This is a genomic window from Candidatus Gastranaerophilales bacterium, from assembly GCA_028693235.1.
Classification (GTDB): domain Bacteria; phylum Cyanobacteriota; class Vampirovibrionia; order Gastranaerophilales; family Gastranaerophilaceae; genus JAQUVW01.
This window is the reverse complement of record JAQUVW010000003.1, coordinates 50,876-69,877: the sequence shown is the minus strand read 5'-3', so window position 1 is coordinate 69,877 and position 19,002 is coordinate 50,876. Positions and strand designations below refer to the sequence as shown.

18 protein-coding genes are annotated in these 19,002 nt (G+C 35.2%); 7 read left to right on the top strand and 11 right to left on the bottom strand.

The window, feature by feature from the left end:
- Positions 1 to 56: 56 nt before the first annotated feature.
- Entirely contained in the window at positions 57 to 2,000 is a 1,944-nt protein-coding gene (locus tag PHV37_05790; GenBank protein ID MDD3237593.1) for a DUF115 domain-containing protein, read from the bottom strand.
- Between the two features lie 20 nt (positions 2,001 to 2,020).
- Positions 2,021 to 3,058, bottom strand: a complete 1,038-nt coding sequence (gene rlmN, locus PHV37_05785; protein MDD3237592.1) for a 23S rRNA (adenine(2503)-C(2))-methyltransferase RlmN — start codon at positions 3,056 to 3,058, stop codon at positions 2,021 to 2,023.
- Between the two features lie 51 nt (positions 3,059 to 3,109).
- Between rlmN and coaE the strand changes: the two genes are divergently transcribed.
- On the top strand, positions 3,110 to 3,709 hold the full coding sequence (gene coaE, locus PHV37_05780; GenBank protein ID MDD3237591.1) for a dephospho-CoA kinase: 600 nt from the start codon (positions 3,110 to 3,112) through the stop codon (positions 3,707 to 3,709).
- On the opposite strand, the gene PHV37_05775 is transcribed toward coaE, so the two are convergent.
- The 4 genes from PHV37_05775 to leuD all read right to left on the bottom strand — a co-directional run bounded on the left by PHV37_05775 (position 3,690) and on the right by leuD (position 8,634).
- A complete protein-coding gene (locus PHV37_05775) occupies positions 3,690 to 6,188 on the bottom strand; it encodes a DUF3536 domain-containing protein (GenBank protein MDD3237590.1) in 2,499 nt (832 codons plus the stop codon). The two genes, coaE and PHV37_05775, sit on opposite strands and share 20 nt — an antisense overlap.
- A gap of 30 nt (positions 6,189 to 6,218) precedes the next feature.
- A complete protein-coding gene (locus PHV37_05770; protein MDD3237589.1) occupies positions 6,219 to 6,731 on the bottom strand; it encodes a hypothetical protein in 513 nt (170 codons plus the stop codon).
- Positions 6,732 to 7,045: 314 nt separating this feature from the next.
- Entirely contained in the window at positions 7,046 to 8,128 is a 1,083-nt protein-coding gene (gene leuB, locus PHV37_05765) for a 3-isopropylmalate dehydrogenase (protein ID MDD3237588.1), read from the bottom strand.
- A 5-nt stretch (positions 8,129 to 8,133) separates the two neighbouring features.
- A complete protein-coding gene (gene leuD, locus PHV37_05760; protein ID MDD3237587.1) occupies positions 8,134 to 8,634 on the bottom strand; it encodes a 3-isopropylmalate dehydratase small subunit in 501 nt (166 codons plus the stop codon).
- A 105-nt stretch (positions 8,635 to 8,739) separates the two neighbouring features.
- On the opposite strand from leuD, the gene PHV37_05755 reads away from it, so the two are divergent.
- From PHV37_05755 to cysE, 5 genes are all read left to right on the top strand, one after another.
- Positions 8,740 to 8,937, top strand: a complete 198-nt coding sequence (locus PHV37_05755; GenBank protein MDD3237586.1) for a winged helix-turn-helix domain-containing protein — start codon at positions 8,740 to 8,742, stop codon at positions 8,935 to 8,937.
- Between the two features lie 103 nt (positions 8,938 to 9,040).
- Positions 9,041 to 10,243, top strand: a complete 1,203-nt coding sequence (gene trpB / locus PHV37_05750; protein ID MDD3237585.1) for a tryptophan synthase subunit beta — start codon at positions 9,041 to 9,043, stop codon at positions 10,241 to 10,243.
- Between the two features lie 10 nt (positions 10,244 to 10,253).
- Positions 10,254 to 11,492 carry a tyrosine--tRNA ligase gene (gene tyrS / locus PHV37_05745; GenBank protein ID MDD3237584.1) on the top strand — a complete coding sequence of 413 codons (1,239 nt, stop codon included), beginning with the start codon at positions 10,254 to 10,256 and terminating at the stop codon, positions 11,490 to 11,492.
- Positions 11,493 to 12,413 carry a cysteine synthase A gene (gene cysK, locus PHV37_05740; protein MDD3237583.1) on the top strand — a complete coding sequence of 307 codons (921 nt, stop codon included), beginning with the start codon at positions 11,493 to 11,495 and terminating at the stop codon, positions 12,411 to 12,413.
- A gap of 2 nt (positions 12,414 to 12,415) precedes the next feature.
- Complete coding sequence (cysE, locus tag PHV37_05735) at positions 12,416 to 13,069, top strand: serine O-acetyltransferase (protein ID MDD3237582.1); 654 nt, start codon at positions 12,416 to 12,418, stop codon at positions 13,067 to 13,069.
- An 80-nt stretch (positions 13,070 to 13,149) separates the two neighbouring features.
- Here cysE and PHV37_05730 read toward each other — a convergent pair whose 3' ends face one another.
- The 3 genes from PHV37_05730 to PHV37_05720 all read right to left on the bottom strand — a co-directional run bounded on the left by PHV37_05730 (position 13,150) and on the right by PHV37_05720 (position 15,034).
- Positions 13,150 to 13,821, bottom strand: coding sequence for a hypothetical protein (locus PHV37_05730; protein MDD3237581.1), 672 nt, complete (start codon positions 13,819 to 13,821; stop codon positions 13,150 to 13,152).
- Positions 13,822 to 13,943: 122 nt separating this feature from the next.
- Positions 13,944 to 14,492, bottom strand: coding sequence for a chromate transporter (locus tag PHV37_05725; protein MDD3237580.1), 549 nt, complete (start codon positions 14,490 to 14,492; stop codon positions 13,944 to 13,946).
- Positions 14,489 to 15,034 carry a chromate transporter gene (locus PHV37_05720; GenBank protein MDD3237579.1) on the bottom strand — a complete coding sequence of 182 codons (546 nt, stop codon included), beginning with the start codon at positions 15,032 to 15,034 and terminating at the stop codon, positions 14,489 to 14,491. Before PHV37_05720 ends, PHV37_05725 begins: the two co-directional genes overlap by 4 nt.
- A 37-nt stretch (positions 15,035 to 15,071) precedes the next feature.
- On the opposite strand from PHV37_05720, the gene PHV37_05715 reads away from it, so the two are divergent.
- The gene (locus PHV37_05715) at positions 15,072 to 15,629 is read left to right on the top strand and encodes an HNH endonuclease (GenBank protein ID MDD3237578.1); all 558 of its coding nucleotides are present in this window, start codon (positions 15,072 to 15,074) and stop codon (positions 15,627 to 15,629) included.
- Positions 15,630 to 15,819: 190 nt separating this feature from the next.
- On the opposite strand, the gene PHV37_05710 is transcribed toward PHV37_05715, so the two are convergent.
- Complete coding sequence (locus PHV37_05710) at positions 15,820 to 17,208, bottom strand: hypothetical protein (GenBank protein ID MDD3237577.1); 1,389 nt, start codon at positions 17,206 to 17,208, stop codon at positions 15,820 to 15,822.
- A gap of 96 nt (positions 17,209 to 17,304) precedes the next feature.
- Positions 17,305 to 18,996, bottom strand: coding sequence for a hypothetical protein (locus tag PHV37_05705; protein ID MDD3237576.1), 1,692 nt, complete (start codon positions 18,994 to 18,996; stop codon positions 17,305 to 17,307).
- Positions 18,997 to 19,002: the final 6 nt, after the last annotated feature.

Sequence of the window (19,002 nt, the reverse complement as noted above, 5' to 3'; positions counted from 1 at the left end):
TGCATAGGATATAATTCATTTTCTATTTTATATGTAAAAATAAGAAATGACAAGTATTAAATTTTTTCAATTTGATTGTTTTTTGCTAATGATTGGTTTATTTCGTCTAAAAGCTTCGCTATAGCTGAAATATTTGTTATTGTGATTTCAAAAAATCCTTGTAAATCATCTGTTAGATATGGGATATCCGCAATTATATTTGTCGAATTTGTTTGGCAAATATGCTGATTTATCATGTCTTGTTCTTTTATACATGCTGCATTTAAAAGAGGATTGTCCCCAATTGTGTTTTGTATAAAATCCATATAAAAATTTAACGTTGTTTTTATTGATTTTATTGCATTTTCGTCCAATATATTGTGCTTTGAGAGGAGTTTTTTTGTAGTAATTGTTTCTTTTAATCCTTTTTCAGATTGAGTTAATGCAGTTTTACATTTTTCTGAGTCGAGTTTCAATTTTTTTAAAATATTGTTTATATTCGGTTCATAGTTTATATTTTGTATAAATTTGTCAACATTTGGCTTTTGGGTGTTTAAGGTTATATCATTAAGACTTATATTTTTAAAACCGTCAATTTGAGCACCTCCTGTTGATGTATTTATTAATTCAAGATTAGTATTTTTTTCAGCAAAATCTTGAATGTAATCTATAAAACATGCATATCCCAATTCTGTCGGAATTAGCTCTCCATCTTGGCTTTTAACTAATGTTAGACTTTTGTTTAGTGTGTCAATTCTTGACTGTGCAATTTGTCGTTTTAGTTCAGATGGTATATCAGGGTTGCCTAAAAGTGCATTTGCAAATTCGTCAATATCATCTGCAATTATTTGCGGTTTTATACAATTGGCTTTTTTTCTGCATTTTAATGTGGCATAGGGTGAATTCTTTGAGTAACAATTCTCATCTGTGTAAGCGAGGTCTTGCCCTAATAAAATTATCGGGTTGCAGCCCAGTAATTTTGCACAGTTCAATGCCTGATAGGATACTGTTCCATTTGCTTCGTAGCCTTTTGGGTCTTGTTTTGTAAGGTCTGAAAACCATTTGTTTATTGGAGATGAGTCTGAAAATGTTATAAAAGTTGTTTTATTGTCAATTTCAAAGAAACCTTTGTTTGTAAATGGTTCAGCGATTATGTTTAAATTTGCAGTATTGAGCCTTTTTATCTGTGAAGATGTGTCGTATGGCTCAATCACATTTATAAAATCAGGTTTTATTTTTGCCTCAAGTATTGTATTTAAAGCGGGGGCGATGCAAAATATTAGAGCTTTGTTTTCTAGCTTTTTTAGAGCTTCAAGATTTTTGTGTAAAGAAGGCCCCGCTGAAACAATTATTGCTGCTATCCCTTGAGCTTTGTTTTCAAGTTCTTTGAATGGAATAGCTTCTATTTTGTTTTTAAATCCGTTTAAAGTTGAAAGAAGAAATCTCATGGCGTTGTTTTTTGAAAAATTTTTTCCATCAAGTGTTTGCGAATATAACCTTGATAATTTTTGATTAAAGGCTTCAATATCGTTGGCAAATAAATTTTTATGAAAATTTAAAAAGTTAAGTTTAATATTTGAATTTCTATTGGATAATATTACAAGTGCTTGATATAAAGCTTCTGTGGTGCTGCATATAATAATATTTTCTTTTTGAAGTATGTCTGAAAAATCGACAATTTCCATCACGATACGCAAAAATTCCAAATTCGGCTCATATAATATGATTTTGCCTTGGCTTTTTTCTGCGAATATTTTTAACAAGTATCCAAGCCCAAGCCCATATATAACATGAACGCTTTTGGGAGAATCTTTTGACGCATTAAAAATCCTCAAGGCTTCGTTGTCTGCACCAGATTCGGAATGGACGCTAATGCCGTTATACAAAAGATTTGGCTCTTTTAAAATAGTTTCTGAAAGTTCAAAGTTGTTGTCAACTTTTTGAATATTTTCTATTTTTTTTGCAAGTTCATCATCATAACGAGAAATTGCTGTTAAATTTTTTTCAAAAATTGTTGCCATATGTGGAATTATAGCATTTATTACTTTTTCGGGCTATTGGTTTTTGCACTAAGTTGCCCACAGGCTGCATCAATGTCGCCACCACGTTCAAGTCTTACGGTAACTTTTTTGCCTGAAGCTTCTAAAATATATTTAAATTTCATTACATCTTTTTTGTCAGGTTTTTGATACTTGCAAAATTCATTTGCATTATACACGATGAGATTAACATTGCTTTTTAGGTTTGTAAGCAGTAACGCTAATTCTTTGGCATCATCGATAGAATCATTTACGCCTTTAATTAAAGTGTATTCAATAGTTACTCTGCGACCTGTTTTTTGAGTGTAAGATTTAAGTGTTTTAATTAAATCGTCGATGGGGTATTTCATCTCTACAGGCATTATTCTTGCCCTGGTTTGATGGTTTGAAGAATGGAGCGAAATTGCCAGCGTTGATTGCGTGTTTAGGTCTGCAAGTTTGTTTATTTGTGGAATAATTCCGCATGTTGAAATCGTCATTCTCCTAGAGCCGACTTGATAGTCTTTGTTAAAAATAGTCATTGCGTTTATTACGTTGTTGAAATTTAACAAAGGTTCACCTTGCCCCATAAAAACAATGTTGGTAATTTTTAAATTTGTATCGTTTTGTATAAGGTGAATTTGTTGAATAATTTCTTCAGTTTTTAAATTTCTTTTAAATCCTAATTTACCTGTTGCACAAAAATCACACCCCATAGGGCAGCCCACTTGAGAACTAATGCAGGCAGTCAGATTTGCTCTGTTGTCAAATCTCATTAATACTGATTCTGTAAAATTCCCGTCATTAAGTTCAAAAAGATATTTTATAGTACCATCTCTACTGACTTGTTTGTCTTTAACAGACATTGATGACAGTGTAAATTTTTCATCTAATTGTGCCCTAAAATCTTTTGGTAGATTAGTCATTTCTTCAAATGTATTTGCAGATTTTAGATATATCCATTGATACACTTGCTTTGCTCTATATGGGGTTGCTCCCATCTTTTGTGTCAAAGCTAAAATTTCTTCTTGGCTTTTGCCTGTTAGTAATATTTTTTCCATTTTCGTTCCTCAATGTTATAATCTTATCATTAAAATCTTTAGGTGGAAATTATGTTAAAAATCGGCATTACGGGAAATATTGCATCTGGTAAGTCTTCAGTTGAAAAAATATTGTTGCAACAGGGCTATTCGGTTATGGATACAGACAAAACCTCACACAAATTGATGAGCCATGATAATGATACGATGATGGAAATTACCGAGCTTTTTGCTGGACAAGATATTTATACCTCTCAAGGTTCTTTGTCCCGAGAAAAAATCGGCAAAATAGTTTTTAATGATTCTGATAAACTGGAAGGTCTTGAAGCAATTATTCACCCAAAAATAAAAAAACAAATGGACAATTATTTTGATTCTCAATCAGAAAAAGACTTTGCCTTTGTTTCTATTCCTCAGCTTTTTGAAACTGGCTTTAATACTATGTTTGATTACGTTGTGCTTATTGTTGCTGATTATAATACAAGGTTGCAACGCCTTATTGCCCGCAATAGTTTTTCAGAAGATTATGCACGAAAAAGGCTAGAGTCGCAAATTTCTCAAGAGGATAAAATTCTTGCTTCCGATTTTGTCATTGACAACAATGGTGATTTAGCCAAACTTGAACAACAGGTAAACAAATTGTTACAAGAGCTTAAACAGATTTTGCCGTGATTTTGAGTAAAGCTGTTTTATAAAAGTCAGTGTTTATATTCAAATATTCACCGAGTCTTAAAACGGCAAGCAGTCTTGCTCTGTTAGCTTCAATTTCATTTTCTTTTGCAATCTTTTCTATAATAGATGAGAATTTGCTGAAAATCCTTTTGAAATAAACATTTTGAGCTTCAGCAATGTCGACTTTAATTTCTATAGTATCAATGTATTTGAAAATCTCAAGTGCTTTTTCAAGCTTGTGAGCGTCAAGAGTTTTTGCAAAGTTGAACACACGATTGGAAACTTCTTGAGAGAAGAATTTACTTGTTTCTTCTTTATCCAGTTGTAAACCGAGATATCGGGCTTCGCTGTTAATTTCGAGAGCTTTTTGAATTACGCTGTCTGTAATTTGAGGAGAGTTTACGAATAAAGAATTGAAAGATTGGGACAGTACATATTGTGCTGCAAGTTTAAATTCTTGAGGAACCTCAAGCCCCAAAGCTCTAAGCTGAACGATAGAGCCTTTTCCTTGGTTGTAGACGTCTTTGTATATATTTGAAAAACGAGCCAATTTTTTCTTTATCATTTTGTTTAAAACATCTCTGCGTTCTTCGATGAAAATGTCTTTTAATGTATAGAAATCACGCCCGAAGTGCTCGTCAATATATCTGATAGTTTCAGTAATAGAACCGCCTAAGTATATTTCAATTAATTCTTTTGCGATTTTGTTGCATTCAGCGGTGTCGCCATATTCCTTGATAGCACAGTGGAAATCACCTTCAGAGTGTTGTAAAAGAGTGAAAATTAAGTCTGATTTTTCATAGGTAACTTTTGATTTTATCTCAATTCTTCCCATGACGAGATTTGTTGTTCCACGTGTAACATGCTTATAAGCGTGTTGGGTTACTTCGTAGCAATAAAGATTTTCTGTTTTGTCAAAATCTTGATATAAAGATAAAAGTGCCCACAAACTTGCAATTTGCTTTGTCGTAACAATTGAAGGTTTAACAAACATTTTGTAAATGTTTCTGCCGTTTCCGAACTCTTTTATGTTGCTTTCAGCTTTTTGTAATATATTAAGGAAATTTTCTTCAATGTTAATATCTGAAAAATCAGCAGTAAGCTGAATTGCCCTTGCCGCATATTTCATTATTTGAGTGGTTTCAATCCCTGAAAGTTCAGAGAAAAACCAACCGCAACTGGTGTACATTAATAAAGCTTGGCGTTGAATTTCCATCAATTTTAATGCTTTAACTTTGTCATTGTTTTCAAGGTTAGGTTTACATTGTTTTTCAAAGAATGTTTTAACAGTGTTGTCGTTTCTGTTTAAAATGACGTCAATGTATGCTGTTCTAGCTTTCCAGCCATCTTTAAAGTATTTAGGTGCTTCTGCTTCAAAGATTGAAATGATTTCATCTCTCAAATAATCAAGAGCTTCTCTAAGCGGTTTTCTCCATTTTTGATTCCAACCCACGGCTCCACCTGTTGAGCAACCGCAGTCATCACACCATCTTCCGACTCCATGAGCACAGCTCCAAGACGACACAGGTTTAACGACAACTTCGTCTAATACAGGTTCTGAATCCAAGTAGTTTGCGTAATTGGTAATAGTAAAGCCTTCGTCTTTTGCTCGAATTCTTAAGATATAAGCAAGAGCCATGTCGCCGAATTTTGTGTGGTGTCCATAGCTTTCGCCATCGGTGGCAATATGTACGAGCTGGTTATATTCTCTTGAATAAGAAACGCCGTCTTTTAATCTTGAGATGAATTTGTTGCCATCGGTGCATAATTCGTCAAATGCAACAGATTTTGAGATTGCACCGTCATAGAAAAATAAATCGATATATTTTTCAGGATTATTTTTTATAAAATATCTGTACGGTTTAGCCGGGTCAATATTTCCCCAACTCACGTCAATCCAATCTTTAGAACCGATTTTTCGGCATTTTTGAGCTTGGTAAGGCGAAAGTATGGTGAATTTTATTCCGCAGTCGACTAAAACTTCTAAAGTTTCATCGTCGCATGCTGTTTCAGCCAGCCACATGCCTTCAGGCATTCTCCCGAATCTATATTGAAAATCTTTAATGCCCCATTTAACCTGAGTAACTTTGTCCCTATAATTTGCTAAAGGCATAATTATGTGGTTGTAAACTTGAGCAATTGCATTTCCGTGACCTGAATTTTCATAGCTGCTTTGGACATCAGCCTGAATAATTCTTTCATATGTGTACGGTGTGTATTTCTCAAGCCATGACATTAATGTAGGTCCGAAGTTGAAGCTCATTAATGAATAATTGTTGACAATATCTAATATCTGGTTTTTGTAATCGACAATTTTTGAAACCGAATTTGGAGTATAGCATTCGCACGCTATTCTTGAATTCCAGTCGTGAAAAGGTTGAGCACTATCTTGCATTTCGATAGTTTCAAGCCAAGGATTTTCTCTTGGTGGTTGATAAAAGTGCCCGTGTATTGTTAAGTATTTTTTATTAGATCCCATCTTCAACTCCTAAACAGTCAATAAATTTAATTATTTTTTATCTTTTTTTGCTTTTTGTGTTAAAACAGTAAATTGATTGATTTCCAACCAAGGGTCGCCCAAAGCTGATGAAAAAACTTTTGCTGTAATAGATACTTTGTCACCTGATTCAAGGTCAATATATTTTTCAGCGTCAGTGCGTTTCATAAACAATTTCATTTCAGAAAGAGGCACTGTATGGTCAGTTATGTTGTCACGTTTTATTAGCATACCTATATAATTTTGAGAAGAACGCATTGCTTTTTTGTAGTCTAAACCAAGTGTTGAAAATTTATCAAAAGTTGCCTCAAACTTAACATTTTTGTTTAGGTATTTGTTTGGTGAAGCTACAATTTCGAGTGGACTTACTGCAATTATTTGATTTTGCTGAGTAGCGGTTACTTCAACAGGTGCTTTAGTCGCAGGCGTAGAAGCGTTTAACGGTGCATAACTGATAGCAAATGCTGCCCCTGCTGTAATGATAAAACTGACGATTAAAAAACGTATATCAAACTTTTTTTTCATATTAACCTCTGTAAATAATATTTTTCACTCTATATATTACCATATAAAAGACAAAAAATTAATAAGCCGAATAAGCGAGGTGAAATGCTATTCGACTTTTATAAAAATATGTATAAACAAAGAAATAGACCGATAGTCTCACCAAACCTTGAAAAAGAATAAATCTTTATCGCAACCCCGAATAAGTGTTTGGACTATTGTCTATCGATCTACATTCATATATTAAAGTATTTTTAAGATGTTTTCACTGGTCTAAAGAATGGTTATAGAGTATAGTTTATAGCTATTTTTTGCTAATTCTTTAGAGTTATTAATTAGGCTTCGAGTGTATGTGCTGCAATGATGTCACCCATTTCTTTTGTCCCGACTAACGTCATGCCTTCAGAGAAAATGTCTTTTGTTCTGTAACCTTCTTGAAGGGTTGTCTTTACAGCTTTTACGATTGTGTCATGGGCTTTATCGTCGTTGAAACTGTATTTTAGCATCATGGCTGCTGAGAGTATTGTTGCAATCGGGTTTACAACATCTTGCCCTCTTAAATCAGGTGCTGAACCGTGGATAGGTTCGTACATGCCCGGACCTTCTTCTGCTAAAGAAGCACTTGGTAAAAGCCCTAAAGAGCCTGATAGCATAGAAGCTTCATCTGATAGAATATCGCCAAAAATGTTACCTGTTACAATAACATCAAATTGTTTTGGGTCTCTGATTAATTGCATTGCAGCGTTATCTACGTACATGTGTGATAGTTCGACTTCGGGGTAGTCTTTAGCAACTTCAAGAACTATTTCTCTCCACAATCTTGATACATCAAGGACGTTTGCTTTGTCTACTGAGCACAATTTTTTGTTTCTTTTCATTGCTGTCTCAAATGCGATTTTGGCAATTCTTCTGACTTCAGATTCTTTGTAAATCATGTTGTTGTAGCCTGTTTTTTCGCCGTTAATAACCTCGACACCTTTGGGTTCTCCAAAATAGACATCGCCGGTTAATTCTCTAACAATCATGATGTCAACGCCTGAAACTATGGCAGGCTTCAAAGGTGATGATGAAACCAGCTCAGGATACACGGTTGCCGGACGAAGATTTGCAAACAAGTTCAAGCCTTTTCTTATGCCCAAAAGAGCTTTTTCCGGTCGAACTTCAGGAGGTAATGTGTCATATTTCCAGTCTCCTACTGCACCTAAAAATACCGCATCAGAATCTTTTGCTATGTCTAAAGTTTCTGTCGGCAAAGGATTTCCGTATTTTTCGTATGCACAGCCACCGATTAAAGCTTTTTTGTATTCAAATTTATAGTCGAATTTTTTTTCTATAGCTGCTAAAACTTTAACTGCTTCGTCCATAATTTCAGGACCAATGCCGTCACCCGGTAATAGAGCGATTTTATATTCTTTCATTATATTTAAACTCCCATTTTGTCTTTAGTGTAGTTTATAAGTCCGCCTTTGTTGATTAAATCTTGGATAGCAGGTGGAAATTTAGCACATGTATATTCTTTTCCGCTGGAAAGGTTTTTAACGATACCTTGAGATAAATCCACTTCTATCTCGTCACCTTTTTTAACTTCATCAGGTAATGTAGGATGCTCTAAAATTGGTAAACCTATGTTTATTGCATTTCTGAAAAAGATTCTGGCAAATGTTTTAGCGATAATAACAGAGATGCCGGCTGTCTTAATTGAAATCGGGGCATGCTCTCTTGAGCTTCCGCAACCAAAATTTTCGCCTGCAACCATAATGTCGCCTTGTTTTACGTTTTGTGCAAACGTTTTGTCTATATCTTCCATACAGTATTTAGCAAGTTCCTTTGCATCCGAAGTGTTAAGGTATCTTGCGGGAATAATTACATCAGTGTCAACGTTGTCTTTATAAACCCATGCCTGTCCTTTTAGTGTTTTAGCCATATAGCCCCCTTTACAATTTAGTCAATTTGTATTATATATTAAATTATAAACTAAATACAAATTTTAATTTTAACTAGACTTATTTTGATACACGAAGGAGGCATTATGATGGAAATGATAGGACAATCTGCAGGACAAATTTGGGAATATTTAAGCTCAAACGGTGAAGTTTCTTTGGCAAAAATGAAAAAGGATCTTGACTTAAAGGCAAACTTTGCTGAAATGGGTCTTGGTTGGCTAGCTAGAGAAGGCAAAGTCGATATTTCTAAAAAAGGTACTGCAACAAAAGTTAAATTAGTATAACTGTTGATAAAAATTAATTTTAGAGAGTCGGCTTGTGGGTCGGCTCTTTTTTCGTATAAAAATGTTATAGAAATAAAAATAAAAGTAATAGAAAGAGAAAAATATGTTTGTTCAACACAAGAATTACAATCTTCCCGATAAAGACGGATTTTTTGGTGAATTTGGAGGAGCGTTTGTTCCTGACAATTTCAAACCTGTTCTTACAAAATTGAATGATGAGTTCGAGAAGGCATGGGCTGATGAATCTTTCATGAGCGAAGTATATGCAATGATGCAAGATTATTCAGGTAGACCAACTCCTCTTTATTATGCGAAACGTCTTTCTGACCATTATGGTAAAGGCAAAATATATTTAAAACGTGAGGATCTCAATCATACAGGTGCCCATAAAATAAATAATGTTATCGGACAAGGCTTGTTGGCTAAACGTATGGGAGCTAAGAAAGTTATCGCTGAAACAGGTGCAGGGCAACATGGTGTTGCTACTGCTACAATAGCTGCTTTATTGGGGCTTGAGTGCATAATTTTTATGGGCGAAACTGATATTAAACGTCAATACTTAAATGTCGAAAGAATGAAATTATTAGGTGCAAAAGTTCATTCAGTTGATACAGGGGCGAAAACATTGTCCGATGCTTGTGACGCTGCTATCGATTATTGGTTAAGACATGCTGATGAAGTTTTTTATATCCTTGGCTCTGCTGTCGGGCCTCACCCGTATCCGAAAATTGTAAGAAATTTTCAATCAATTGTTGGTGCTGAAATCAAAAGTCAAATTCTCGAAAAAGAAAATAGACTTCCTGACTATGTCTTGGCTTGTATCGGCGGTGGCTCCAATGCAATTGGTGCTTTCTATGCCTTTTTAGAAGATGAGAATGTTAAGCTGATAGGTCTTGAAGCAGGTGGCGAAGGCGTTGAAACAGGTAAAACAGCTGCAAGTATTACAGCAGGTAAAAAGATGATTTTGCACGGCAAACGTCAATATGTTTTAGTAGATGACGCTGGGAATGTCAAAGAGTCATATAGTATTTCAGCAGGACTTGATTACCCCGGATGCGGACCCGAACATTGCTATTTGCATGACATCGGTAGGGCTCAGTATTGTCCTATAAATGATGATGAGGCTGTCGAGGCTTTTGCCCGTCTTTCTCGATTAGAAGGTATAATCCCCGCGATTGAATCTTCACATGCCGTTGCGTATTTGGAAAAATTAATGCCGAATACGTCTAAAGATGATATTATTGTTGTAAATATTTCAGGTCGTGGTGACAAAGACACAGAACGACTTTTGCAGATGTTAGTATAAAGGAATTAAAATGACTGAAACAGAAGAAAAAATTGTTATAAGAGAAGAATTTTTAGACCAAGCCGTGCGTTTGGCTCGTGGTGCTGAAGTATTGCCCGGTGGCGTGAACGAGCTTGCTATGAAATTACAAAAAGCACACGATGAAAATCGACCTTTAAGAATAAAACTGGGTATGGACCCGTCAAGACCGGATTTGCATTTGGGACATACCGTGGTTATGAGAAAAATTAAACAGTTCCAAGAAATGGGACACAAGGTCGTTTTACTCGTTGGTGGTGCTACTGCTATGATTGGTGACCCGTCTGGGAAATCTGATACAAGACCGAGTTTGTCAAAAGAGGAAGTTGAAGTCAATTCTAAAACTTATTTTGATCAAATGTCAAAAGTTGTTGATATCTCAAAATCAGAGGTCGTAAACAATGCTGATTGGCTACATAAATTGAATTTGTTAGATATTATTCAACTATCGTCAAAAGTTACGGTTGCTCAAATTATGGCACGTGATGACTTTGCCAAAAGATATGCAGAGGGGCGACCTATATCAATCCATGAATTTTTCTATCCTTTAATGCAGGCTTATGATTCAGTTGCGATTGATGCAGATATTGAGCTTGGTGGTACTGACCAAAGATTTAACGTACTTTTGGGTCGTGAAATTCAATATGCATACGGCAAAAAAGACCCTCAAATGGTAATTTTGTTACCATTGCTCGAAGGTACAGACGGCGAAAAGAAAATGTCAAAATCTTATCCTGAACATTGCATAAGCTTGACTGATGATGCAAAAAATATGTACGGAAAGCTTATGTCTATTCCTGATGAGTTGATTGCTAAATATTATGCCCTTTTAACTGATATCTCAAATTCTGATTTACGTATAGTTGAAGAAAATTTAAAAACGCAAAATCCTCGTGATATAAAAATGAAACTGGCACATTTGATTACATCAATGTATCATGATGATGTAGCTGCTGATAACGCTCAAAATGAGTTCGTAAATGTGGTCCAAAATAAAGGTATCCCCGAAGATATCCCTGAAATTAAATTGACTCAAGATATACCGCTTTTGGATTTTATTTCAGATAATAATTTGGCACCAAGCAGAGGTGAGGCAAAGAGATTATTTGCTTCAAATGCAATAAAATTAGACGGCGAAAAATGTACTGATGTCAAACACGTTTTGACTTTGGACAAGCTTCCTGTTGTCGTTCAAGTAGGTAAAAGAAAATATATGAAAGCTGTGCAATAAGTGAAAATATACGAAAATATTACTGAATTAGTCGGTAATACACCACTTGTTAAGATTAATAATATAAATCATGGCAACGCCACAATCTTAGCGAAATTGGAGTATTTTAACCCCTCGAATTCTCTAAAAGATAGAGCTGCAAAATATATGCTAGAGATGGCTCAAAAAGAAGGTCTTGTCAATAAAGATACAGTCGTTATCGAACCTACAAGCGGAAACACTGGTATCGGGCTTGCAATGTGTGCAGCTCAAAAAGGACTCAAAATGATTTTGACCATGCCCGAAAGCATGAGCGAAGAAAGAAAAAAAATGCTTAAAGGTTATGGTGCGGAGCTCGTTTTGACGCCAGCTACGGCAGGCATGCAGGGTGCTGTTGATAAAGCGATTGAACTTTCGAAAGAATATCAAAACAGCTTTATTCCTTCGCAATTTACAAATAAATATAATCCACAAATTCATGAGTTGACAACAGCAGAAGAAATTTGGAAAGATACAGATGGTAAAGTTGATGTCGTGATTGCCGGTATAGGCTCTGGTGGCACTATAACAGGAACTGCAAAACGTCTAAAAGAGCTCAAGGAAAATGTTTATTCAGTTGGCGTCGAGCCAAAAGAAAGTCCTCTTCTTTCCCATGGACACGCTGGTTCTCACGGAATTCAAGGTATTGGTGCAAATTTTGTGCCTGAAAATTATAAATCAGAGTTTGTAGATGAGATTTTTGATGTTCCTACTGAAAAAGCCATAGAAACTGCTAAAAATCTTGCAAAAAAAGAAGGCATTTTGACTGGTATTTCTTCAGGTGCTGCAATGTATGCTGCACTTGAACTTGCAAAACTGGATGAGTATAAAGGTAAATTTATCGTTGCAATTTTGCCGGATTTTGGCGAAAGATATTTGTCAACACCGTTATTTAAGGATTAAAAATGAGACTTTTGAAAAAAGCAATTACCCAAATAAAAGAAGATATTAAGACTATTTATGAAAAAGACCCTGCAGCAACTAATATACTAGAGGTTATTTTATGCTATCCCGGGCTTCATGCTCTTATTGCTCATAGGATTGCTCATAAACTGAATTATTGGAACATTCCATTTATTCCACGTTTTATATCTTTTGTTTCAAGGTTTTTTACGGGAATTGAAATTCACCCTGCTGCTACAATCGGAAGACGTTTTTTTATTGATCACGGAATGGGAGTTGTAATTGGTGAAACTGCTATAATTGGTGATGATGTTCTTTTGTATCAGGGAGCTACTTTGGGCGGTACAGGCAAAGAACACGGAAAACGTCACCCGACGGTTTGTGACAATGTTGTGGTAGGCTCGGGAGCAAAAGTCCTCGGAAATATAACTATCGGCTCAAACTCAAGAATCGGTGCAGGCTCTGTTGTTATTGATGATGTTCCTGATGATTGCACTGTTGTTGGTATTCCGGGACGTATTGTGCATCAAAAAGTCTTTATTCAAGGTCAACTTATGCACAACAGAATTCCTGACCCTGTTACATGCCAATTAAACCGTATGAAATATGAAATTCAAGAAATACGAGAGCAACTTCAAAATAAAAATAAAAATTAAAAAAAATGGGCTGTTAAAGCCCATTTTAAATTTGCTAGGTATAGTTTTGGTTAGTTATTTGGTTAGTTGTTAAAATTGATTTAGAACAATGATTTCAAGAAAGAGCCGACTCCTCCGATTGCACCGCCGATTGCTGCACCAATCGGACCGCCTACGGCAAATCCTATGCCTGCTCCTGCTGCAGCTGCACCTGCAATACCAATTGCTGAGCCTACAACTTTTGCTTCGTTAGCACCTTTTTTCTTCTTAGTTCCGTTGATTTCAGATATTAAATCGTCTTTACTTGTTTTGTCATCTCCGAATGGATTAATTGCATTTTTTAATCCCGTCATAAAGCTACCTGAGCAGTTTTTGTTAATAGCTTCATTAAGAGATACACCAGTTGTGTTTTGGAATATATTTCTTGCTACTGCTTTTAATTCTTGGTCAGAACATTGAGAATATTGGTCTTGAGATTTCAATGTAGTGACAAGTTCATTGAATTCTTCTAAAATTTCATCTTCTTGTCCACCGCCTACGACTGTTGCTATAGCTGCACATTGGTCTTGAATTGCCAGATTTTGTGCACCCATTTTGTTGTTATAAGCCAAATACGGATTATTGTAACCATAAGCACTGTTTGTGCCCCAGATGTTTGAACTGTTGTAAAGTGATGATGTACTTGTTGCTGTTGAAGTACCTGAGTTCAAACCAAAGTAATCTTGAGTTGAATCGTAAGCATAATTGCCTACAGAATTTACTGCTGTTGTCATAACTAACCTCCACCAAATTTCTATTTGGATTTTTAACTAACCTACCGTATTTATATAAAAAAATTTTCTTATCAGAAATTTACTAAATAAACTTTTTTCGTGAAGTTTTGTAAACAATGCAACTAAAAACTTTTAATTATAATTCCTAATATTCCGCCGAAAAGTATTATAAAAATAGGCTTGTTTGCTTTTGTAAAAGAGATGATAAAAATAATTATAAAGGCTACTAGTGTTTTTGTGTCAATCTCTTTTGTTGAGGTATTTATCATTAATTGGTATAACATTTTTAGTCCGACAGCTGTAATCATCGCACAAGCTGTTGGTCGTAATCCTGTGAACAAGCGATTGATTTTTTCGCAAATATTATCTTGTTTCATTAATTTTGCTACGGTTGTTACTATTAACAAAGAGGGAAGTACAAGACCAAGTGTTGCTATACAACTACCGATAAAACCGGCAGTGCTGAAGCCTGCGTAGGTTGCCATGTTTAAGCCAATAGGCCCCGGGGTTATGTTTGCAACTGCAATCATATTTGTTAGCTCTGCCGGTGAAAACCAAGGATAATGCTCTGCTAAATAATAAAGAAAAGGGATTGTTGCGTATCCTCCACCGATAGATAGCAAGCCGATTTTGAAATATTCAAAAAAAAGTAAAAAGCATGTTTTTATCATAAATTAGCCTTTTTGCTTCTGTTTTTTGTATATAGCCAACCAATTAACCCTGCAGTAACAACCACTAATGCAGGTGAAACTTTGGTTAGCATTACGATTGTCACAGCTAAAAACATTATTTTCCCGAATACACCTTTTGTACTTGGTTTGAATAAGTCCGCAACTGTCATAAACAGCAAAATAACAACAGAAATCCTAACGCCCCAAAATATATTTTGAATAAGAACATTATTTGAGTGGTATAAAATTATGTTTGCTAAAAATATTATTATTAAAAAAGGTGAAGTGATAACTCCTAAAATTGCAGCAATAGCACCTTTTAGCCCCTTTAATTTGTATCCTATCAAGATAGAAACATTTATTGAAATTAGTCCGGGGAGGCATTGACTTAAGGTTACATAATCTATCATTTCAGTTTCTTTTAGTATTTTATGTTGTGTAACAAATTCATCTTTCAGCATCGGCAAAATCACGTACCCGCCTCCGATAAGCTGTAGTCCCAACTTTAAGAAAATGAGATATATAGAAAATACGTTTATCATACAGTCATAATAGCATGAATGTTTAAATCTAATTAAAATGTGGAATACTACAAGTGTAGAAGAAAATGAGCAGGCTATGTCAAAGGTATTGTTGTTAAATTCAGACGATGAACCGCTTAATCTTACGAGCTGGAAGCGGGCATTGGTCTTGATTATCAAGGGCAAGGCTGAATATTCAAAATTGCTCGATAATATTGATGACTATATCCAAATAGACAATACTTATATCCCAAAAGTAATTCGATTAACTTATGATTTGGCGGTTCCATGTTTGGAACTGCCTTTTAGTAGAGAGAATATTTTTATTCGTGATGATTATACGTGTCAATATTGTGGCAAAAGACTTCCTGCGTCAGAACTTACTCTTGACCATGTTTTTCCAAAATCAAGATTTGGACCGGATATTTGGGAAAATATTGTCGCCTGCTGTAAAGAATGTAATCAGCATAAAGCCGATAGAACACCGAAAGAAGCCCACATGAAGCTTTTACGAAGACCATATCGTCCAAATGATTATTTTGAATTTGAGCGTAAAAAATTCTCTAAAAAAGAGGCTTATTTATGGGAAAAATATTTTAATGAAAAAGTCTCCTGATAATATTAAATACAGTAATTTGCACTATTTTTTGTCCGTTTGAAGTTTCTTTGTTATTAACTACGCAAGAAGCAGCCCCTGCGGCTGAAACAGACATCGCATTTAAATATTGGCAATTAGTAATGGCAACAAACAGAGGCAATTTTACTTGCCCCTGTTTGTTTTAGTTGTTAAAAAGTTTCAAAATTATTTATTTTTGCATAGCTTTTTTTACTTCTTTTTTGTATTTTTCAACATTTGGTTGAAGAACTTCAGGCATAGCTTCTTCTGCAGGAGTAACATTACCTTTTTGTTGTCTTAGGATATTTCCTGTATATAAAGTTTCAAAATGTTTTAATTCAATAAATCTTGCTATAGATTCAGGACTAAAGTCTTTCAAAACTATTTGTGAAACAGGGTGTTGAGCTGAATAAGCAGCCAAAACACCTTCTAAAACAGCACTAGTTGTTTTATCTTGCGGTTTAGCATAAACAAAAGTGAAGAAAGAATCCTTGTTAGCTTCATCAAGGTCAGCTTCTGCGTTGTAGTGGAGGTATCCTGGTCCAACATTTGTGTCAGTTGAAATATTAGCTTTTAAAGATTCATTTTTAAGCTGTTTTTCCCACAAGGTTGTACCTTGGAATGCGTCACCGAAATATTCTACAAATTGTTTGTTTTTGCCTGCATTTTTAGAATTTACATTGAAAGCTGCAAGTTGTAGAGCTTGGTTTTCGTTGATTTCAGGGTTTAAAAATTCTTTTTGAGCTTCAAGTGATGATTTTAGCATTTTTATAGTGTTTTCCTTTGAAACTCCAGCGTAAGCCATTGTGAAGATAGTAGCGTCATCAAAGATTGAGAAACGACCGCCGACATCGTCATGAACCAAGCCTGAAAGTTTGATTTCACCGGAGTCAACAATTCTTCTTAAGTTGCTTTTTTCGCTTGAAACGTCAGTCATTGCTATAAATCTATCAGAAACATCTTCTTTGCCTAGGTGTTCTTGCATAAGTTTTTTAGCTTCATTGTAAGCGGTTGTCGTTTCTAGAGTGCCACCTGATTTAGAAACTACTAAAAAATTAGTTTTGTCTAAATCCAAAGTGTTTGCAAATCTTTTGAAAGATTCTGGGTCAACTGAAGAATAGAAGTGAACGTTTGAATCTTTACCAAGCATTTTCATCATAGCTTCAGTAGTATGGCGAGAACCGCCTATACCGAGAACAGCAATATCAGTATATTTACCTTCTTTTGCTTCATTTGCCAAGTCATAAAGAGAGTCAATATTTTGTAATTGGTTTTCAGGAAGTTTCCCAATCCAATTCAAAAATTGCCCTTTTTTACCGGCTCTTGATTTTACATCTTGAACCGCATTTTCGCCCATTTCAGCGTATTTTGATAAATTAGTTGAACCGACTTTAGTTGTTACGTCGTTTTGCATAGTGTTTTGCATAAATGTTACTCCTCTATATGCCCAATTTGGAACCTTAACTGTATTATCCAATGAACGAGCTTGATTTGCAATAGGATTTGTTTGTTCTTTTGCTTCAGTAGGTAGAGGGCGTATGGAAGTAGGTATATTATGGATGCAGTTGATATTTAACATTTTTTCTCCTTTTTTAATAAGTAACGCTTCAAAGAAAAGTGTCTCTGAAGCGTTGAACTTTTGGTGTAGTTATTTAGTTTGTTTTATGTAGTTTTTTTATATTGTAAAGACTTCATCAAGCTCTTTTCTGAGTGCGGATTTGTCTTTAGAGGTTTGTTCGTCGGTGTCGCCAATGCATTCTATATATGCTTTTACTTTTGGTTCAGTGCCGCTTTTTCTTACTAGAACAGAGTCACCGTTTGTAAAATATAATTTTACACCGTCGCCACCTTTTTTATATGATTCCATGCTGTCTTGATGTGCTTTTGTTCTATCTACATCAATTTCATAGTCGCCAAAGCTTGTTTTGCCATCAAGTGCGTCATTATAAATATCATTCATTCTGTTCATTATGACGGCTTTATCTTCTTCTTTTTCAAGTTTTTTGCTAAAGCTGTCAGCTTGGAAGCTTACGCCGAGGTCTTTTTTTACATCTGATAGGATTTGAGATATTGGTTTTCCTTCGGTTGCTACAAGGTCAAGCATTGTTAAAACAGCTAGTACTCCGTCTTTTTCAGGGATATGCTTGTTGACTGTCAAGCCTCCTGATTCTTCACCTGCAACCAAAATATCGCCACCTTTTTTTCTAAGGTCAATGATATCTTCACCTATATATTTAAAGCCTACGGGGGTTTCGATTACGTCTACTCCGTTATTTTTTGCGAAAATGTCAAGTTGAGAAGATGTAGCTTGACTTCTGATAATATCACCTTTTTTGCCTTTGTTATTTGCAAGGTGATGAGCTGTTAGTAAGATTACATCATTTGGCTCAATGAACTTGCCGTTTTCATCGACAACGCCAAATCTGTCAGCATCGCCATCGTTTGCTATTCCGATTTTCAAATTTGCTTTATCTCTTAAAATATCAGCTTTCATTTCTGTAAGGTTTGCACCTGTCGGGTTTGGACCTTCTTTTTCGCCTGAGTGAACTTTTTCCATAGGGATATTGTAATCAGCTAAAAGTTTAGGCAAAGCGTTTTCGCCGGTACCTCTTAGCGGGTCATAGTGGATTGAAATATTTGATTTTTTTATGTTGTCCCAATCGATAATGCCATAGCTGTTTAAAGTATTTTTATATTCTTCATAAGGGAACATTTTTGTAGCCTTAGCTTTAGACGCCTTATTTTCAACAAATGTGCCTTCTTTAGCAATTTGAACCATGTTTTTAGCTACTTCTTTTGTAACTTCTGGTGGAGCAATTGCACCTGCTTTAGTAACCAAGTTGTATCCGCCGTCAGCCCAAGGGTTGTGACTTGCTGTCATAAGAATGGCAACATCAATGTCGTTGTCTTTTGTTGCTAATGCATGTAATGGTGTCGGAACGGGCTTGTCAATATATAATACGTCAACGCCTTGTCCTAATAGAGTGTCTTTAACCATTGGCAAGCATTCTTTAGAAGCTTGTCTTGTGTCGCCACCTATTAGTACAACAGGTTTCTTGTCTTGCTCTTTAGCTACGTCTTTAGCGTATTTAGCAACGCCAAGAGTTAAAAGTTGGACAACATCTTTGCTGAATTTTTCAGAGCCATAAGGAGCTCTGTGTCCAGATGTTGATGTAGATAAACTGTTTGCTACGAATTCTGCTGTATCTATATCGACATTAACAGGTTTAACTTGATAATTACCTGAAAAGGATACTTGATCTGCTTTTGAAACAGTTGAAATAAATTGTAAATTGTTACTTTGCGTTTTTTGGATACCTTGAGTTTTTGGTGCACAAAATACGCTGCCAATGGATGTTACTCTCATTTTCAG

Coding starts and splice junctions, on each gene's coding strand:
- PHV37_05770 (MDD3237589.1), bottom strand. CDS start 6,731: ATGAAAAAAAAGTTTGATATACGTTTTTTAATCGTCAGTTTTATCATT.
- PHV37_05725 (MDD3237580.1), bottom strand. CDS start 14,492: ATGATAAAAACATGCTTTTTACTTTTTTTTGAATATTTCAAAATCGGC.
- leuB (MDD3237588.1), bottom strand. CDS start 8,128: ATGAAAGAATATAAAATCGCTCTATTACCGGGTGACGGCATTGGTCCT.
- PHV37_05790 (MDD3237593.1), bottom strand. CDS start 2,000: ATGGCAACAATTTTTGAAAAAAATTTAACAGCAATTTCTCGTTATGAT.
- PHV37_05755 (MDD3237586.1), top strand. CDS start 8,740: ATGATGGAAATGATAGGACAATCTGCAGGACAAATTTGGGAATATTTA.
- PHV37_05705 (MDD3237576.1), bottom strand. CDS start 18,996: ATGAGAGTAACATCCATTGGCAGCGTATTTTGTGCACCAAAAACTCAA.
- rlmN (MDD3237592.1), bottom strand. CDS start 3,058: ATGGAAAAAATATTACTAACAGGCAAAAGCCAAGAAGAAATTTTAGCT.
- trpB (MDD3237585.1), top strand. CDS start 9,041: ATGTTTGTTCAACACAAGAATTACAATCTTCCCGATAAAGACGGATTT.
- coaE (MDD3237591.1), top strand. CDS start 3,110: ATGTTAAAAATCGGCATTACGGGAAATATTGCATCTGGTAAGTCTTCA.
- tyrS (MDD3237584.1), top strand. CDS start 10,254: ATGACTGAAACAGAAGAAAAAATTGTTATAAGAGAAGAATTTTTAGAC.
- PHV37_05715 (MDD3237578.1), top strand. CDS start 15,072: ATGTGGAATACTACAAGTGTAGAAGAAAATGAGCAGGCTATGTCAAAG.
- PHV37_05730 (MDD3237581.1), bottom strand. CDS start 13,821: ATGACAACAGCAGTAAATTCTGTAGGCAATTATGCTTACGATTCAACT.
- leuD (MDD3237587.1), bottom strand. CDS start 8,634: ATGGCTAAAACACTAAAAGGACAGGCATGGGTTTATAAAGACAACGTT.
- PHV37_05720 (MDD3237579.1), bottom strand. CDS start 15,034: ATGATAAACGTATTTTCTATATATCTCATTTTCTTAAAGTTGGGACTA.
- PHV37_05710 (MDD3237577.1), bottom strand. CDS start 17,208: ATGTTAAATATCAACTGCATCCATAATATACCTACTTCCATACGCCCT.
- PHV37_05775 (MDD3237590.1), bottom strand. CDS start 6,188: ATGGGATCTAATAAAAAATACTTAACAATACACGGGCACTTTTATCAA.
- cysE (MDD3237582.1), top strand. CDS start 12,416: ATGAGACTTTTGAAAAAAGCAATTACCCAAATAAAAGAAGATATTAAG.